The organism is Chryseobacterium proteolyticum, from assembly GCF_046591535.1.
GTDB classification, from domain to species: Bacteria; Bacteroidota; Bacteroidia; order Flavobacteriales; family Weeksellaceae; genus Chryseobacterium; species Chryseobacterium proteolyticum.
In genome coordinates this window covers 41,034-59,268 of the sequence record NZ_JBJLWK010000006.1, presented here as the reverse complement: position 1 = coordinate 59,268, position 18,235 = coordinate 41,034, and the positions used below count along the sequence as shown (strand labels likewise).

Here is an 18,235-nt window from a genome sequence, read left to right as displayed (position 1 = left end):
TCAATAACATAACCTTCGGGAATTTCGAAAATGATTTTTTTTTGTTCTTGTGTAGGCTGATATAAAATCTATGGGATATTTTCTTTCATCGGTCTGATCAAATTCATTGGAGTTTTTATTAAGAAACAGCATAGGATTAATGATCATTTTTTTCCCTATTCTATCAATCAGGTTTTCTGATGTAAATTTCATCGTACTTTCAAAATCACCATTTTCTAGAACTTTTGAGTTAATATCCGTAAAATCAATAGCAAAGTTTTCCTTGTACTGCTTTTTGTATTTATCCATATTCTCGTCATAGCTTTCTTTGGCAAACATCGCATAGCTACCTGTATCTTTGTCGGAATAAGTTCCGGAAATACTTCCATCTTCATTGATCTTAGCCTCAGCCGTAAGGTAAGTAAAACTTGGTTGTGCATTGGTCATAGATAATTCCTGTACTTTTTCCTTTGGAGCCAGGATCCCAAATTGATTCCAATCTCTTGGAGGCAGCATATCCCTTGAAGATTGCTTGGATGTAGCATCATATAAATGATATTGGTCTTTAATTTTAACGGCTGCCAGGACAAAGTTTAAATTCGAGACATTCGGAGATGCAATATTGATCATTCCGTTACTAACAGTAGAGATCAATAATGGATCTGCCTTTAACCCTGCTTCTCTAAGCATCATGATTAAAAAAAGATTGATCTCCGCAGCGTTTCCGGTTTTTGTTTCGAGAAGTTTTTTTATACCATCTTCTGTCCTTACTCCCGAATATTTATTCCAGGTAAAGGCCTTTTGGACATATTTAAAAATAGCATCCGCCTTATCCATATCTGTAAGCCCTGAAATTCCTGAAGGCATATTTTCTTTCGCCAATTTTGTTCTTTTCAGTTCTCCACCAAAATCTTCATTCTCATATAATCTTTCTTTGATCTTCTCCCAGGATGATGAATACAACTTCAGTTCTTTAAAATTGGTGGAATGCAATTCCGCACTGATCTTCGTTCTGTAATTCCTATCATTTTTTATGAATTTCTCCGTTTTAAAACCTTTCAGGTTTTCATACCCGAAACGATAGGTTCTGTAATTGGAGCCATACAGAAGCTTTTCCTCAACCTGCTTGTATTTAGGACTTAAAGAGCCTGTATAATTTATATTATACGATATATTGGAAGGAGCATCCAAAATATATTCAGTATATAATGATGGTGTATCAGATTCTATCAATATTTCCGGAATGGAATACAAGAACGGAGAAGTGATCTCATACTGGTATTCAATAACAGAACCGTTTTTTACATTAGGAAAAGCAAATTTGGTAACCGATATATACTTATTTTCTTTACTCTTGTACTTTGAACTTTTATCTACTTTAGTCGTGACCACATTTCCGTTTTCAAGGTTATAGGTGTAAGCCTTCATTTTAGATAAGCTTTCCTGGCTGCTGCCATCCTGATAAAGGGGCACTTCAAGATTAAGCCAGTCTTCGGCTTTTTCTTTATCATAAATCTTCACCCTGTAGAAGGCTCTTTTCTGCAAAGTACCATTATTGGAATCTATATTAAAAGACACTGATTTATACAAAATTTCCGCCGGAGCATTTTCGTCCAGCAATGATTTTTGCTTTGATAAATCGGTATCATTAAATTTAGGTGGGTTGAGAAATTCCTGTTTTTGGGCTTTGAGGCAAACAACACTGATTGAACTCAAAACGACGAATATAATTTTTTTCATGCTTAGATTTTAGTTATTAGAATTTTAGAATTGTCCATATTTACAGTTTTCTTTCTGAATTTGATATAATCATTGTATTTTTCTTTAGGATACGTTCCTTTATTTACATGAATAGTCCTGGTAACGGTAAGCTCTTGTCCGTTCTTTATAAAGTTAAGCTGATAGGTTCCAAATTCAGACGGAAGTTTTACATCCTCAGGAACTTCATCGATCTTATAATTTTTAGGAATTTCAAATGTAATCTTATATTCATCTTCAAAAGACTGCATGATCTCAAACGGCAATTCCCTTTTATCATCTGCTTTATAATTATTATCAGAAAAGATAGGTACCGCTCGGAATACCATACTGCTTCCGGCATTCTTGGAATAGTTATTAGCCTTAAAATCAAGATTATATTTTATAACTGCATTATCCCTGTCATTAATAAAATCTTTCATTTCAATATTTTCAAAATGTAAAATATTTAAAAGGCTTTTTACTGATTCATTTTTCTCCTTAGGAGATAATGTGGCAAATCTTAAGTTATAATCATATTGACTGCCTGTAAAAGCAAACTCTCCTTTTCCTGCAATACTATTATCTTCATTAAGCTTAATTTTAAGGATTTGCTTTTCTTTATTTTGTTCTGCAGAATATGAAGGAGTATCCATCACTTCAATTCCATCCTTTTTAACCAAAAGAACATTTCGGTCCGTTGTACTGTAGCTCAAATGGTTAAAAGCAATCTGCTGGGATGTATTTTCCAGCCATATGTTTCCCTTTTCAGTAGGCACCATTAAGATAACATGGTTCCCTCCCATTTTTGGAAAATCTTTATCGAAAGACACCGGTGAAGAGCCGGAGTTGATAGTACAATAGTATGATGGAATTCCCGCTTCATCAAGCAAGGTCTTCATATAATTGGATAACCCTTTACAGTCTCCATATCCTTTTTTCTGTACTTCATCCGGCATCATAGGCTGCCATCCCCCAATTCCCAGCGCAACAAATATATATCGGGTTTTACCCTGCATATACTGATACAGTTTTCTCACCCTTTCTTCTGTGGACCCCTGTAAATTAAGCGCTGCAACATCAGCTTTTATAGAGGGCGTGGAAACAGATACAGGCTGCAAAATGCTATTATAATACCAGGATCCGAAATCTTTCCAGCTCGTAATACTTCCCTGCTTTCCTTCCAGATTGAATCTTGCCAGTGAAAAACTCACTTTAGGTAAGATCTTAAGTGGTGAAGGAAGTAAAGAAGCATCTTCTATAGCAGGAACATTTTTATATGAATATACTTTTTCTACACCATTACTGCTTTCTGCAACCGTAGTATAATTGTACTTAGAAGGATAAGTTTTTGTGCGGAGCTCAATACCTGAATTATTAAGAATCTTAAACTGACTTTCCTCCAATGCTACATTGGTGCCTGAAAAAGGTACAAAATCCGGTATGAAAATAGTGTTTTCATTAGTGATCTGGTACGAAAACTCGAGTGTATAAGGATATTGGGTCGGAGTATAAGCCAATGATAAATATCTGCTATCCGAATAAAAGACTCCCTGGGAATTGTTAGCAAAGTCTCCGAAATCCGATTTGGAATAAGACTTTATTTTTTTACCGGATTCGTCATACACTGTAACTTTTACGTCAGAAATATGATCTCCTTTGTCATATGGAATATAAGCATGAGCCTGGGAATCCCCGTCTTTATTTAAAACCGTAGTTACGGTATTTATCTGATATTTTACCTCATCTATCTTGTTGATTTGGATCGTGGTAAAATCTTTTCGGATCACCGCATTGGCATCCTTCTTTAAATTCTCCGGGATTGCTGATACCGGATAGCTTTGGGCGTAGTAAAGAGAAGCAATACAAACGGCACCAACTGTTAAGATTTTCATCATTGTTTTAAAAAATTTAACAAAAGTAATGAAATCTTAATAAATGTTAAAATTTAATTTTCGAAGATAAAAAAAGGCTCCAAAACGGAGCCTTTTTCATTATATTTTATAGAAAAATTAATTATGCATCAATTTTAGCATATTTTGCATTTTTCTCAATAAACTCTCTTCTTGGCGGAACTTCATCTCCCATCAACATAGAGAAAACACTATCTGCTTCTACAGCATTGTCAATAGTTACCTGTTTCAATATTCTATGCTCAGGATTTAAGGTCGTTTCCCAAAGCTGCTCAGGATTCATTTCCCCAAGACCTTTGTAACGTTGTACCTCTACTCCTTTTCCATCCGGAGACATATCCAGAGTAAATTCCTCACGTTCTTTTTCATTATAGGCATACACTTTTTTGTTACCTTTCTTCAATAAATATAAAGGCGGTTGAGCGATATAGATATAACCATTTTCAATCAATTCTTTCATATATCTGAAGAAGAATGTCAGAATCAATGTAGAAATGTGGGAACCGTCAATATCGGCATCGGTCATGATGACAATCTTATGATATCTCAGTTTCGCCATATTCAACGCCTTGCTGTCTTCTTCCGTTCCTACGGAAACCCCAAGAGCTGTGTAAATATTTTTAATTTCCTCATTATCATAAACTTTATGAAGCATAGATTTTTCTACGTTCAAAATTTTACCTCTTAATGGAAGGATAGCCTGGAAATGTCTGTCACGTCCTTGTTTTGCAGTACCTCCTGCGGAATCTCCCTCAACAAGGAATATTTCAGATTCTTCAGGACTTTTAGAAGAACAGTCGGACAATTTCCCAGGAAGTCCGGAACCTCCCATCGGAGATTTTCTCTGAACCATTTCACGGGCTTTTTTCGCAGCCTGTCTTGCTTTTGCTGCTAAAACAACCTTCTGAACGATAATTTTAGCTTCGTTAGGATTTTCTTCTAAGAAGTTCGTAAGCATTTCCCCCACAATTTTATCAACTGCTCCGGAAACTTCGGAATTACCCAATTTTGTTTTAGTTTGCCCTTCAAACTGCGGTTCCATTACTTTTACGGAAACCACGGCTGTAAGACCTTCACGGAAGTCATCTCCCGTAATTTCTACCTTTTCTTTCTGAGGGATCCCCAGATCATCGGCATATTTCTTTAAGGTCCTCGTTAATGCACGTCTGAAACCTGCAAGGTGTGTTCCCCCTTCATGGGTATTGATATTATTAACGTAAGAGTGAAGATTCTCATTAAATGAAGTATTGTAACGCATTGCCACTTCAACCGGAATATCATCTCTTTCGCCCTCCATGAAGATTACATTCTCCATAATGGCCTCACGGCTTCCGTCAATGTAGGCAACAAATTCCTTTAACCCGCCTTCGGAATGAAAGACTTCTGATTTGAAAGAACCATCTTCCAGAGTCTCTCTTTCATCGGTAAGGGTAATGGTAATACCTTTATTAAGATAAGAAAGCTCTCGTAAACGGCTTGCTAACGTATCATAATTATATACTAATTCAGTGAAAATGGTATCATCAGGCTGGAAGAACTGCTTAGTTCCTCTTTTGTCACTATTCCCTATTTCTTCAACTCCCGTTTGTGCTTTTCCTTTGGAATATACCTGCTGGTAAACGTTTCCGTCTCTGTATACGGTTGTAATCATTTCATTGGAAAGTGCATTCACACAAGATACCCCAACACCATGAAGACCTCCGGAAACTTTATAGGAATCTTTATCGAACTTACCTCCTGCTCCGATCTTCGTCATTACAACTTCAAGAGCAGATTTTTGTTCTTTTTCGTGGAAGTCAACCGGAATACCTCTACCGTTATCCATTACTTCGATTCCGTTTCCTTCTTTAATGCTAACGAAAATGGTATCGCAGTATCCTGCCAACGCTTCGTCAATAGAGTTATCTACTACTTCATAAACCAAATGATGGAGACCTCTTACTCCTACATCACCAATGTACATTGAAGGACGCATACGAACGTGCTCCATTCCTTCCAATGCCTGAATACTACTAGCTGTATATTGTTTCTGACTCATATCAAATTATTAAACTTTGCCAATTGCAAAGACCTACAAATATCGTGATTTTTTTCGAGATATGAAAGTTAAAATATGTCAAAAAAGATGGAGTTTTCAACACGAATCACGTGCATTTTTATCTTAAAAAAATACAAAGTTATATTGCATTTCAATAATATCAACTGTTTTAAATCATGTGTTCTTCTATAATTAATGCTTAAATTTATTTACTCAAAATTGATATTATGGACGATTTCATTGCAGCCCGTGCCCAGATGGCCATGTCCCTCGGCTTCCACATTATATTTTCGTGTATAGGTATGGTTATGCCATTTTTAATGGCCTTTGCCCACTGGAAATACCTTAAAACAAAAAACGAAGTATATAAGGGACTTACAAAAGCATGGAGCAAAGGAGTCGCCATTCTTTTTGCAACAGGAGCTGTTTCCGGAACTATGCTTTCTTTTGAATTGGGACTTCTTTGGCCACAGTTCATGAAACACGCCGGCCCCATCTTCGGAATGCCTTTTTCTCTTGAAGGAACAGCATTTTTTATCGAAGCAATTGCTATCGGTTTTTTTCTTTACGGATGGGATAAGTTCAACAAATGGTTCCACTGGTTCTGTGGATTTTTAGTCGGACTCAGTGGATTGGCTTCCGGCATCCTTGTCGTTGCTGCCAATGCGTGGATGAACTCTCCCGCAGGCTTTGATTATATCAACGGACAATATGTAAATATAGATCCTATCAAAGCGATGTTTAATGAAGCCTGGTTTCCACAGGCATTGCATATGACGGTAGCTGCATTTTGTGCAACCGGTTTTGCCGTTGCAGGAGTTCATGCTTTTTTAATTATGCGAAAAAGAAATGTGGAATTTCACACCAAAGCATTTAGAATTGCCGCAGGTTTTGCCCTCATAGGAGCTTTCGGAGCTCCCTTAAGTGGTGATATCGCTGCCAAATCGGTTGCAGAAAGACAGCCTATAAAATTAGCTGCAATGGAAGCTCATTTTAAAACAGAAAAGGGAGCCTCTTTTGTGATCGGAGGAATTCCGGATGAAAAGAAAGGCGAAATCAAATATGCATTAAAAATCCCTAAATTATTAAGTTTTCTCGTCAGTAATGATTTTAATGCCGAAGTAAAGGGATTGAATGATTTCAGCAGAGATGAATGGCCTCCTGTTGCCGTTGTCCACTACTCTTTCCAGATCATGATCTTCTTTGGTGTCATAATGATCTGCATAGGTTCTCTATATGTCTATTCACTATTCTTTAAAAAAGAATGGCTGAGCAAGAACTGGCTGCTGAAAACATTTCTGATCGCCACTCCTTTTGGATATATAGCATTGGAAGCAGGCTGGACTGTAACAGAAGTAGGCCGCCAGCCCTGGATTATTTATGGTATTATGCGAACCGTAGATGCCGTAACGCCTATGCCGGGCATCCAGTATTCCTTCTATTTCTTCACCGCAATTTTTGTTTCGCTGTCATTGATTTTAATATTTCTTCTCAAAAGACAAATTCAAATGGTTCCGAAATTATATGACCCTACCGATATTCAGTTTAACGCTAAAAATACAAAATCATGATCTACGTTGTTATAGGCTTTCTTTGGCTGTCAATTTGCCTGTATGTAATCTTGGGAGGAGCTGATTTTGGCGCAGGGATCGTGGAGTTATTTACCAATAAAAAATCCCGTCATAAAACAGAGGAGATTATGTATGAATCAATCGCTCCGGTTTGGGAAGCGAATCATATGTGGGTCATTATTGCTATTGTGATCCTGTTTGTAGGATTTCCTGAAATTTACACAACGATGTCCACTTACCTGCATATTCCGTTAGTTCTTATGCTTGTAGGAATTATTGCAAGAGGTACCGCTTTTACATTCAGGCATTATGATGCGGTGAAAGATGACTGGCAGTTTTTATATACCCACATTTTTTTATTATGCAAGCCTTCTCACTCCTTTTTTCTTAGGGCTGATTGCGGCAGCTACAGTTTCTCAATCCATTAATCCGGACGCCACCACTTTCCTGGATCTCTATATTTTCAGCTGGCTGAATTGGTTCGGAGTGACCGTTGGTTTATTCACAGTGGCCCTCTGTGCCTATCTGGCTTCCATATTTTCTCTTAGGGAAACCAAGGACCGTGTGCAACTTAATCTGATGATCAGAAAATCCAAACAAACGATGATCTTTGTAGTGATCACCGGAGCTCTGGTTTTTCTTTCAGCCTATCTTTCGGGCATTCCTCTAGTTACCTGGGTTTTCTCCAAACCTTTGGGAATTATGGCTATTGCCTTTGCAACGATAGCACTGTTATTGATTTTCCGGGCTATGAAACAACGGAAGCTCCTTCCCGTTCGTGCCTTAGCAGGATTCCAGGTTATTATGATCCTGGTGGCCGCAACGTATCAGCATAACCCTGATATCATATTATTAGGGAATGGGCAGCATCTTTCGTTATTAGAACATGTAGCAGCTCCGAAAACGATTTCTGCTTTAGCGTGGGCATTAATGTTAGGATCTTTATTTATTCTGCCGTTTTTATTTTACCTGATGGCTTCATTCAGTAAACTAAGGAAGTAAGGATTATTTTTTAAGTAAAACAATTTCAACCCTCCTATTCATAATCCGGTCCGCTTCCGTTTGTTCGGGATAAGCAACCGGATTAAGATGTCCTTGTCCGCTTGCTTTTATACGGCTGGAATCTATACCTTGCATCTGGAGGAATTCCTTTATGGAATCAGCCCTTGTGTGTGAAAGATTAAAAGTACCCAAATCAAGATCTTCACCATCAAAATTATTATAATCACAGCAAATATGCCCCTGTAATTCTACCTGCATAGCCGGATTATCTCTTAGTATTTTAAGCAGCTTAAGAATTGTTTCATTTCCACCCGGGAGCCAGACATGACGGCCGCCAATAAAATTAACATTAGGAAGAGAATATGTATTTTGAACTTTCAGCTCAGCAACACTCAGATCTACAAAACTTGGAGGAACTTTTCGTATAATTTTTTCTCCCTTAGCCCATTCCCTGTCTATAAAAATATCTACCCTTCTGTTTTTCTTCCGTAATTCTTCTGAACTGTTATCATTGATCTGTTTTCCCTCACCAAGACCTACAACATTTTCAATTGTAATATGAGTTTTAATTTTCTCCTGCAGGTATTTTTTAACTGCATTTGCACGGTTTTCAGACAATACTTTATTGTAATGTATGCTTCCCGTAGAATCACAATTTCCAAAAATCCTGAATCTTAAATTGCCTTTTAACTGAGCCAAACTATCTAATTTCTTTTGGGATTGCTTATCAAGTTTATAGTCATCATGCACAAAGTAAACAGATTCAATCATTTGCGACTTAATGACAAGACATTGTAACAGAAAAAATAAAACAAAAATTTTCATCGAAATTGAGTTTTTATACACAACGGGAAATAGCAATTTATAGTTTATCACAAAAAAAAAATCTGAAATATTCAGATTTTTTTTGTATTGTTGTGAACTTTTAAACCAATTTCATCAAAACATTTTCGTCAATCTTTTCAACTTTCACTAAATTATTTTTAGTTAGAGTCTTAGATGCTTTATCCCATTTTTTACCGGATAACTGACTTCTTTCTTTAACTTCTGCTAAAGAGAATGCTTCTTCCTGAGAGTTTAAAATTTCAAGAATTACTTTCTCATCTTCTCCCAATTCAATCTGAGGAACTGTTTTTTCAGGTCTCATCTGAGGGAAGAATAATACTTCCTGGATGGATGCATTATCCGTTAAGAACATGATCAATCTGTCCATACCAATTCCTAATCCGGAAGTTGGAGGCATTCCGTATTCCAAAGCTCTAAGGAAATCCTGGTCGATAAACATCGCTTCATCATCACCTCTTTCAGAAAGAGCCATCTGCGCTTCAAAACGTTCTCTCTGATCAATAGGGTCATTTAACTCAGAATAAGCATTAGCTATTTCCTTTCCGCAAACCATCAGCTCAAAACGCTCTGTTAAGCCTTCTTTGCTTCTGTGTTTTTTAGTTAAAGGAGACATTTCGATCGGATAATCGGTAATGAAAGTTGGCTGAATGAAATTTCCTTCACATTTTTCTCCGAAGATCTCATCAATTAATTTTCCTTTACCCATTGTTTCATTAACCTCAATCCCAATAGATTTAGCAAAATCAAACAATTCCTTTTCAGTTTTTCCTGTGATATCGAATCCTGTATATTTCTGGATCGCTTCAGTCATTGAAACTCTAGGATAAGGTGCTTTCCAATTTATTTTATGCTCTCCGAAAGTAGATTCGGCATTTCCATTAACCTGAGTAGCACAGAATTCCAATAGCTTTTCTGTGAAATCCATCATCCAGTTGTAATCCTTGTAAGCCACATAAATTTCCATCGCTGTAAATTCCGGATTATGTGTTCTGTCCATACCCTCATTTCTGAAGTTTTTGGAAAACTCATATACCCCATCAAATCCTCCAACGATCAATCTTTTAAGATAAAGCTCGTTTGCAATTCTTAAATATAATGGAATATCCAAGGCATTATGGTGTGTAATGAATGGTTTTGCCGCAGCTCCTCCCGGAATGGATTGAAGAATCGGAGTTTCAACTTCAAAATATCCTGCATCATTAAAGAAGGTTCTCATGGCATTGAACAATTTTGTTCTCTTCACAAAAATTTCTTTAATATGCGGGTTCACGGTTAAATCAACATAACGTTGTCTGTATCTTAGTTCAGGATCATTAAATCCATCATGTATTACTCCATTCTCATCCGTTTTGGATTGTGGTAGCGGACGCAAAGATTTGGTAAGGAGAGTAAAATTCTTTACCAGTACAGTTTTCTCCCCTACTTGTGTTGTAAAAAGCTCTCCTTCGATACCGATAATATCCCCGATATCTAAAAGGTGTTTGTACACTTCATTATACAAAGTTTTATCTTCTCCTGTACAGATCTCATCTCTGTTGAAATATACCTGAATTTTACCTGTAGAATCCTGCAATTCAGCAAAAGAAGCCTTCCCTTGAATTCTTCGGGACATCAATCTACCAGCAATCTTCACCTGTTTACTCTCAGAAAAATCCTGTTTTATAGATTCTGTTGTATCTGTAATTTTGTATTCATCTGCCGGGAACGCGTTGATCCCCATTTCAACAAGCTTATTAAGCTTTTCTCTTCTAATGATTTCTTGTTCTGATAATTGCATTTCTTATTTTTCTAAAAGCCTACAAATTTAGGTATTTTTGAGTTGACTGTCAATGACTTTTCCCAGAAATATATTTATTTCTGTAAAAATGCGGTTAAAGAGAGGTTTGCTTACGGGAACCAGCCTTTTCTGTCTTGTTGAGGGATAAATGTCCGGGCCAGAATTCTGCTTATTTTTTGGCCCTGAGCCATATCGATGGTTTTGAACTCTACTGTCTTACTCTTTTTCAGGAGTGTGGTAAGGGGATACAGATTATCTTTTTTAGAAACCAGACAGGTAAACCACAGGACCTGCGAAGCGAATAAACTGCTTTCATGTATCATCCTGGTAATAAAAGCAAGCTCCCCTCCTTCGCACCATAATTCCGATTGTTGTCCTCCAAAATTGAGTAAAGGCTTCTTAACTCTAGATTGACGGAGATTTTTAGTCTTTCTGAGATTTCCTTTTATGGCAGATTCTTCAGAGTCATGAAAAGGAGGATTACACATTGAAAACATAAATCTGTCTCCTTCTAGAAGCATATTCCTGAATATACAGTCAGAAGCCGGCTGATGCTTCAAATGAATAAAAGATGACAGATCCGGGTTATTGTCCAGAATACGTTGTGCATTTTGTAACGAGTCTTTATTAATATCTGTTCCCGTCATTGTCCATCCGTAAGACCTGTGAGCAATTAAAGGATACACGAGATTAGCTCCAACACCTATATCCAGGCCACTTATTGAAGAGCCCTTAGGGATTTCACCGGATTCAGATTCGAGAGCGAGTAAATCAGCAATGTAATGGATATAATCTGCTCTTCCGGGAATCGGAGGGCATAAATTATTTTCAGGAATGTCCCAGTTCCGGATATGGTAAAAATGTTGTAAAAGGGCTTTGTTGAGTAGTTTTACCGCCTTTGGAAGGCTGAAGTTGATCGTTAATGTTTGGTGTGCATTAACAAAAACATAGTGCTTCAGTTCTGGCACACAAGAAATGAGCTGATCAAAATCATAGGGATCACGATGAAGATTTCTTGTGTGCAGACTGGATTTTTCAGCAGACATATTTTACTTCTTCTGACTTAAAATATATTCTACCATTTTTTTTGCATCATCTTTAGATACCTGAGGATGGGGCTGCATAGGAACACTTCCCCAAACTCCGCTTCCGCCTTCTATAATCTTGGAGGCCAGCATTTCAATATCTTTTTCAGAATATTTGTCAGCTATTTCCTGATAAGAAGGTCCTATCATTCTCTCATTAACCGTGTGACATCCTGTACAATCCAACGTTTCTATGATCTGGCTCCCGGAAAGATTGGTTTTTGCCGGTTCAGAAGCAGCAGTTGTTTCTGATGAAGGAGTATCAACAGGTGTATTTTCTTTTTTGGAACAGGAAAGAATAAAAAATCCTATGCATCCTGTCAAAAACAGTTTTTTCATTATTTAGTCAATGTATCTGCTTTTGCGTCCTTTGCAGGTACGGATACTGCTGCATTTACATCTGCTTCTGGTTTGTTGCGGGCTGTTGCGGTAGTGTCTACAACTGTAGTTGCTTCAGGCTCTTCAAGCATTGTGTTGCTATCTTGTAGTGAATGATCTGGTTTCTTTTTGCAGTTTACAACTAATAAACCTCCGATAAATGCAAGTGCTAATACTTTTTTCATTATTTTTTCTATAAAATTTAAGCAAAAGTATAAAAATAAATTTTTAAAGTGATGATAAATATCCGTTTCAACAATAATTTATCTGGAATAAGATTACTAATGTTCTTTTATCTAAATAAAAATTTTAATTTTAAAGTATGATATTCATTTCTAAAATTCTGTTTTTCACCAGTCATCATGGTTTTTACACCGTGGTCCTCCTGATTGTTTTCTTCAGCTTAGTATCATTCCTTACTAAAAAATGGTGGTTATTACTGCCGATTATCCCTTTAGGAATAGCCAATGCCTTTGCGGGACAGTTTTTGAATGCCTGGTTTTTAAACAAATACGGAACTGAAAGTACTGCAATCATTACCTCCGATGTGGAGACAAGTTCTACATTAAACGATATGTATATCCATGATTATGAAGCAATTGTAAAAAAGCAGGACGGTAAATATATTACAACTTTTTTTTCTACCACTTCGGCTTCTATATACCCTATTGAAAATGCAATCCGTATTCCACAGGTAAACAGTCCATTTCCCGTAAAATATATTCCGGGATATGAGAAAAATATCGTGATTTTATATGATCAGTCCGAAGAAGGCAGACGTCTTCGCCAATATGAAATGCGGGCTCCTATCAATACAGCAAAAATAAAATATGAGGCAGATCCCACCAATAAAGAATTCATCAAAGAATACCTAACTGCATTAGAAAATTATGTAGAAGTTTATAAAGATGATAACTACAATATTCAAATTGAAAAGCTGAAGAAAGAATTGGAAGAGAGCCGATAGTTAATTTTATCTTAAGTTTTTTTTAATTTTATTCTTTTTTGGTTTTGATATTAAAAAAAAATTTCTACATTTGTGCCATGTTTAATACGAGCAATAATTTTTGGTGGTGGCTTTCAAACTCTTCGTCGGGTCTGAAAGGATTATCGTATTGCTAATTGTTAAGCTGCTTTGCAATAAAATAAGATAAACAAAATATCAAGACTTTGACGGATTCCGTTGAAGTCTTTTTTTTTATTATTTAATCTCAAACAAAAATAAAAACATCAAATGTTTAATAAGAATATAAAGGTAAAAACCGTATCAAAGAAAACACTGGGAGATCTTCAGACACCCATGAATATTTATCTGCAGATCCGTGACAAGTTCAGGGACACCATTCTTTTAGAAAGCTCGGATTCTAAAAACATAGATAATAATTTTTCATTTATCGCCATAAATGCCATAGCAGGAATTGAGGTTAAGAACCTTAATGAATTCGAGGTTAAGTTCCCCAATTCAGAACCTGTAAAGCAGTTTATCATTGATCATAAGATCGCAGATATCCTGCATGACTTTTCTTCTGTTTTTGATTGTGAAAAAACAACGGATCCCATTGAAGAAACAGCACAAAACCTTTTCGGATATACCAGCTTTGAGGCGGTTCAGTTTTTCGAGAACATCAATTTTAAAGCACAAAGCCTGGAGGTTGAAATTCCCCTTGTGAGATACAGATTATACCAGTACGTTATTGCAATCAATCATTACAATGATGAAATGCATTTTATCGAAAATCAAATCGAAGGGATCAAATCAGAACTTTATACTTTAGAAAATTTAATAAAAAATAAAAGCTCAGTAGTCTACCCTTTTGAGAAAACGGGTGAAGAAACCTCAAATATTTCTGATGAAGAATATCTGGAACTGGTTAAAACGGCTCAAAAACACTGCATGCGGGGAGATGTTTTTCAATTGGTATTGAGCAGAAGATTCGAACAAAAGTTTCTGGGTGACGAATTCAACGTATACCGTGCTTTAAGAAATATCAATCCTTCTCCTTATCTGTTCTTTTTCGATTACGGAGATTACAAATTATTCGGATCGAGCCCCGAGAGCCAACTGATTATTAAAGATCATAAGGCCATCATCCATCCTATTGCGGGAACTTTTAAAAGAACCGGAAACTTTGATGTAGATCTTCATTCTATAGAAGAATTAAAAAATGACCCCAAGGAAAATGCTGAACATACTATGCTGGTAGACCTGGCAAGAAATGATCTGGGAAAAATGGGAAGAAATGTAACGGTAACAAAGTTAAAGGAAATCCAACTTTTTTCTCACGTTATTCATATGGTAAGTGAAGTAACATCGGAATTACCGGAAAATACCAATCCTTTTGAAGTGGTTGCTTCCACCTTTCCTCAGGGGACTTTAAGTGGTGCTCCTAAGCATAAAGCCCTTCAATTAATCAATCAATATGAGAAGGATTCACGGGGTTACTATGGAGGCTGTATCGGAATGGTAGGTCTGAACGGAAGCTGCAACCAGGCTATTATGATCAGAACCTTTTTAAGTAAAAACAATACTCTTTTTTATCAGGCCGGTGCAGGATTGGTGGCCAAATCCAATCCTGAAAGTGAACTTCAGGAGGTCAACAATAAGCTTAACGCACTCAAGAAAGCTGTAGAAAAGGCAGATAAACTCAAATACTAATTTAAATAAGATGAACGAAAATATAAAAACCCAATCAACAGCTAAAGTTTTAGTATTTGATAATTACGATAGCTTTACCTATAATCTGGTTCAGATCATTGAAAGAATTCTAAACCAGAAAGTGGATATCTATCGGAATGATGAAATCAGCCTGGAAGAAGTTGAAAAGTATGATAAGATCATTTTGTCTCCAGGTCCCGGCATACCTGAGGAGTCCGGTATATTACTTGATCTGATCAGGAAATATGCTCCTACTAAAAGCATTCTCGGAGTTTGTCTGGGGCAGCAGGCCATTGCTGAGGCTTTCGGAGGAAGACTGATTAATCTTTCAGAAATTTTTCACGGTGTGGCCACCACCACAGAGCTGGTGAAAGAAAAAACCAAACTTTTTCAAAATCTGTCATCAGGAATGGAAGTAGGAAGATACCACAGTTGGGCTGTGGATCCCGATCAGTTCCCCGAAGAACTGGAGATCACTGCCGTAGATAAAGATGGAATGATCATGGCCCTGCAACATAAAACCTATGATGTACATGGTGTCCAGTTTCATCCTGAAAGTATTTTAACTCCGGACGGAGAAGTTATCATTAAAAATTTCTTATTACATTGAAAACACAAGATATTCCCTCAACAATAAAAACACCTCAAATGAAAGAGATCCTGCAATATTTATTCAATCATCATACCTTATCTAAATCTGAGGCCAAAGCGATCATGATTGAAATTGCCCAGAATAAATTCAATTCAACGGAAGTTACTGCTTTTATGAGCGTTTTCCTGATGCGCAATATTACATTGAGAGAACTGGAAGGCTTCAGGGAAGCATTATTGCAAATGGCAGTTCCTGTAAGCCTTGATGCCACTGATGCTTTAGATATAGTAGGAACGGGAGGTGATGGCAAAAACACGATCAATATTTCAACGCTGGCCGGTTTTGTCATTGCCGGAGCAGGACAAAGAGTAACAAAACATGGAAATTATGGGGCCTCAGCTGTTACCGGTTCTTCAAATGTTTTGGAAGAGCTGGGTTATCAGATGAATAATGATTCTGATAAGCTGAACAGAGATCTGGAGAAAGCGAATATCTGCTTTTTACATGCTCCCTACTTCCATCCTGCCCTTCAGTCTGTCGGAGCATTGAGGAAATCACTGGGGCTAAGAACCTTTTTCAACCTATTAGGTCCATTGGTAAATCCGGCAAAACCAAAATTTTCTGTGATCGGAGTATATAACCTGGAAATCGCAAGGATTTATCAATATCTTTTACAAAAAGAACCTCAGGAGTTCGTCCTGGTTCATGGTTTGGATGGATATGATGAGATCAGCCTTACCCATGACAGTAAAATTATAACCAAAAAAGGTGAAAATATTTATTCTTCCGAAGATCTGGGATTCGATCCGGTAAGTCCTGAAAGTATCCAGGCAGGTAAAACCATTCAGGAAGCAGCAAGAATTTTCAGGAATATTTTGGAAGGAAAGGGAACAGATTCTCAAAATGCCGTTGTTTTAGCGAATGCTGCGGTAGCACTTTATCATACGGAAAAATTCGGTTCCTATGATGATTGCCTCCTTTTGGCACAGGAAAGTTTACATGGCGCAAAAGCGTTGAGAAGCCTGGAACTGTTATTAGAATAATGCATTTTGAGGTTTTGAATAGAATTAATTAGTTTCAGGAAATATAAAAACACACAATAAATGACCATATTAGATAAAATTATATCGAGAAAAAAAGAAGAAGTTAATTTTTCAAAAGCAAATATTTCTGTAGAAGAATTAAAGGATTCTGCTTTTTTTGAAAGAAAAACCGCTTCTTTAAAATCTTCTCTTAAAGAGAAAAGCGGAATAATCGCTGAATTTAAAAGACAATCTCCTTCAAAGGGAGTAATTAATGATAAGGTTTCTCCTTTTGAAGTAGTGTCTGCTTATGAGAATTTTGGAGCAAGCGGAATTTCAATACTTACCGACACCGATTTTTTTGGTGGTAGTTTTAAAGATATTATGGATCTCAGAAGTCAGATTAAAACGCCTGTTCTCAGGAAAGATTTCATGATCGACGAATATCAGTTCTATGAGGCTAAAAATATGGGTGCAGATGTTATTTTGCTGATTGCCGCCTGTCTTTCACCATCACAGGTTCTGGAGTTCACCCATTTATCACACGAACTGGGATTGGAAGTTTTACTGGAAATCCATACAGAAGAAGAATTGCAACACTTCCATCCAGATATTGATCTGGTAGGAATTAATAACAGAAACCTAAAAGATTTTAAAGTAGATCTTCAACATTCTGTCCGATTAAAAAATCAACTGCCTGAACAAACTTTATCTGTTGCTGAAAGTGGAATTTACAGTATTGAGGATTTCAGTTACCTGAAAGAAAAGGGTTTCGACGGATTCTTAATGGGTGAATATTTTATGAAGAATGAAGATCCTGCCAAAGCCTTTAAAGAATTCATCAACCATATAAACCTATCGTGATGAACCAGCAGCTACAAATAAAAGTATGTGGTCTTACACTGCCTGATCAAATTCTGGAATTAATTTCCATGAATATTGATTTTATAGGATTTATATTCTACAAAAAATCGCCGCGGTATGCACTTAATCGTTTAAGTTTAGATGATATTTCGAAAATCATTCACAAAGGAAAGGTAGGAGTTTTCGTGAACGAGGATATAGAAAATGTAGTGGATATTACTCAAAAAGCTGAGCTTAATTTTATTCAGCTGCACGGTGATGAAAGTGATGAATATATTAAGGTATTAAAACAAAAAACAGATCCGGAAGTAAAAATAATCAAAGCCTTAAGGATTGGTGAAACAATGGGACATCTTTCTTCTGAAATTGACCGGATACAATCCGTTATTGATTATTTGTTATTTGATACGGATAGTCAATCATTTGGAGGAACTGGGAAACAGTTTGACTGGTCGCTGTTAAATGATATCAAAATAAATGTTCCCTACCTGCTGAGCGGAGGCATTTCAGAACAGAATATAAAAGGTATCAAAATATTGGATCAGAAACCTTTTGCCTTGGATATCAATTCAAAATTTGAAACCGGACCAGGAATTAAAGATGTAGAGAAAATTAAAGTATTTAAGTCAAACCCATTAATCTCATCCTTATGAATATACAATCATTGAAAAAACAGTTCTATAAAACTTTATTCCCACCGAGGTTTGAGAATGAAAGGGTAAAAAAAACTGCATGATTTCATATGTGAAAATGACAGCACCACAGACTTCTGGGA

The 18,235-nt window shown here is 36.6% G+C and carries 17 protein-coding genes; 9 read left to right on the top strand and 8 right to left on the bottom strand.

The window, feature by feature from the left end; genetic code table 11:
- The 3 genes from ACJ5H0_RS19805 to gyrB all read right to left on the bottom strand — a co-directional run bounded on the left by ACJ5H0_RS19805 (position 1) and on the right by gyrB (position 5,667).
- Entirely contained in the window at positions 1 to 1,719 is a 1,719-nt protein-coding gene (locus ACJ5H0_RS19805; protein WP_411251694.1) for a DUF3857 domain-containing protein, read from the bottom strand.
- A 2-nt stretch (positions 1,720 to 1,721) separates the two neighbouring features.
- Positions 1,722 to 3,614 carry a DUF3857 domain-containing protein gene (locus ACJ5H0_RS19800; RefSeq protein WP_411251693.1) on the bottom strand — a complete coding sequence of 631 codons (1,893 nt, stop codon included), beginning with the start codon at positions 3,612 to 3,614 and terminating at the stop codon, positions 1,722 to 1,724.
- A gap of 118 nt (positions 3,615 to 3,732) precedes the next feature.
- On the bottom strand, positions 3,733 to 5,667 hold the full coding sequence (gyrB, locus tag ACJ5H0_RS19795; protein WP_172277642.1) for a DNA topoisomerase (ATP-hydrolyzing) subunit B: 1,935 nt from the start codon (positions 5,665 to 5,667) through the stop codon (positions 3,733 to 3,735).
- 227 nt (positions 5,668 to 5,894) lie between these two features.
- On the opposite strand from gyrB, the gene ACJ5H0_RS19790 reads away from it, so the two are divergent.
- From ACJ5H0_RS19790 to ACJ5H0_RS19780, 3 genes are read left to right on the top strand one after another with little or no spacing between them, the layout of a single operon-like run.
- Positions 5,895 to 7,238, top strand: a complete 1,344-nt coding sequence (locus ACJ5H0_RS19790; protein WP_411251691.1) for a cytochrome ubiquinol oxidase subunit I — start codon at positions 5,895 to 5,897, stop codon at positions 7,236 to 7,238.
- Positions 7,235 to 7,666, top strand: coding sequence for a cytochrome d ubiquinol oxidase subunit II (locus ACJ5H0_RS19785; protein WP_411251689.1), 432 nt, complete (start codon positions 7,235 to 7,237; stop codon positions 7,664 to 7,666). The genes ACJ5H0_RS19790 and ACJ5H0_RS19785 overlap by 4 nt, the downstream gene beginning before the upstream one ends.
- Positions 7,563 to 8,240 carry a cytochrome d ubiquinol oxidase subunit II gene (locus ACJ5H0_RS19780; protein ID WP_411251687.1) on the top strand — a complete coding sequence of 226 codons (678 nt, stop codon included), beginning with the start codon at positions 7,563 to 7,565 and terminating at the stop codon, positions 8,238 to 8,240. The genes ACJ5H0_RS19785 and ACJ5H0_RS19780 overlap by 104 nt, the downstream gene beginning before the upstream one ends.
- Before the next feature lie 3 nt (positions 8,241 to 8,243).
- On the opposite strand, the gene ACJ5H0_RS19775 is transcribed toward ACJ5H0_RS19780, so the two are convergent.
- From ACJ5H0_RS19775 to ACJ5H0_RS19755, 5 genes are all read right to left on the bottom strand, one after another.
- On the bottom strand, positions 8,244 to 9,065 hold the full coding sequence (locus ACJ5H0_RS19775; protein WP_411251685.1) for an OmpA family protein: 822 nt from the start codon (positions 9,063 to 9,065) through the stop codon (positions 8,244 to 8,246).
- A gap of 100 nt (positions 9,066 to 9,165) precedes the next feature.
- Entirely contained in the window at positions 9,166 to 10,863 is a 1,698-nt protein-coding gene (gene lysS, locus ACJ5H0_RS19770) for a lysine--tRNA ligase (protein ID WP_172277634.1), read from the bottom strand.
- A 110-nt stretch (positions 10,864 to 10,973) separates the two neighbouring features.
- Positions 10,974 to 11,909 (bottom strand): 23S rRNA (adenine(1618)-N(6))-methyltransferase RlmF, encoded by a 936-nt coding sequence (gene rlmF, locus ACJ5H0_RS19765; RefSeq protein ID WP_411251683.1) that lies wholly within the window; start codon positions 11,907 to 11,909, stop codon positions 10,974 to 10,976.
- A 3-nt stretch (positions 11,910 to 11,912) separates the two neighbouring features.
- Positions 11,913 to 12,287: a c-type cytochrome gene (locus ACJ5H0_RS19760; protein WP_172277630.1), complete on the bottom strand. Its 375-nt coding sequence runs from the start codon at positions 12,285 to 12,287 to the stop codon at positions 11,913 to 11,915.
- On the bottom strand, positions 12,287 to 12,511 hold the full coding sequence (locus ACJ5H0_RS19755; protein ID WP_172276484.1) for a hypothetical protein: 225 nt from the start codon (positions 12,509 to 12,511) through the stop codon (positions 12,287 to 12,289). The genes ACJ5H0_RS19760 and ACJ5H0_RS19755 overlap by 1 nt, the downstream gene beginning before the upstream one ends.
- A 137-nt stretch (positions 12,512 to 12,648) precedes the next feature.
- Between ACJ5H0_RS19755 and ACJ5H0_RS19750 the strand changes: the two genes are divergently transcribed.
- The 6 genes from ACJ5H0_RS19750 (at position 12,649) to ACJ5H0_RS19725 (ending at position 18,113) form a co-directional block, all read left to right on the top strand.
- Positions 12,649 to 13,293, top strand: coding sequence for a hypothetical protein (locus ACJ5H0_RS19750; RefSeq protein ID WP_411251681.1), 645 nt, complete (start codon positions 12,649 to 12,651; stop codon positions 13,291 to 13,293).
- A 267-nt stretch (positions 13,294 to 13,560) separates the two neighbouring features.
- Positions 13,561 to 14,982 carry an anthranilate synthase component I family protein gene (locus tag ACJ5H0_RS19745; RefSeq protein ID WP_411251679.1) on the top strand — a complete coding sequence of 474 codons (1,422 nt, stop codon included), beginning with the start codon at positions 13,561 to 13,563 and terminating at the stop codon, positions 14,980 to 14,982.
- 10 nt (positions 14,983 to 14,992) lie between these two features.
- The gene (locus tag ACJ5H0_RS19740; RefSeq protein WP_273647464.1) at positions 14,993 to 15,592 is read left to right on the top strand and encodes an anthranilate synthase component II; all 600 of its coding nucleotides are present in this window, start codon (positions 14,993 to 14,995) and stop codon (positions 15,590 to 15,592) included.
- A gap of 38 nt (positions 15,593 to 15,630) precedes the next feature.
- A complete protein-coding gene (gene trpD / locus ACJ5H0_RS19735) occupies positions 15,631 to 16,617 on the top strand; it encodes an anthranilate phosphoribosyltransferase (RefSeq protein WP_411251928.1) in 987 nt (328 codons plus the stop codon).
- A 60-nt stretch (positions 16,618 to 16,677) separates the two neighbouring features.
- The gene (trpC, locus tag ACJ5H0_RS19730) at positions 16,678 to 17,460 is read left to right on the top strand and encodes an indole-3-glycerol phosphate synthase TrpC (protein WP_411251677.1); all 783 of its coding nucleotides are present in this window, start codon (positions 16,678 to 16,680) and stop codon (positions 17,458 to 17,460) included.
- Positions 17,460 to 18,113 (top strand): phosphoribosylanthranilate isomerase, encoded by a 654-nt coding sequence (locus ACJ5H0_RS19725; RefSeq protein WP_411251674.1) that lies wholly within the window; start codon positions 17,460 to 17,462, stop codon positions 18,111 to 18,113. The genes trpC and ACJ5H0_RS19725 overlap by 1 nt, the downstream gene beginning before the upstream one ends.
- Positions 18,114 to 18,235 lie beyond the last annotated feature (122 nt).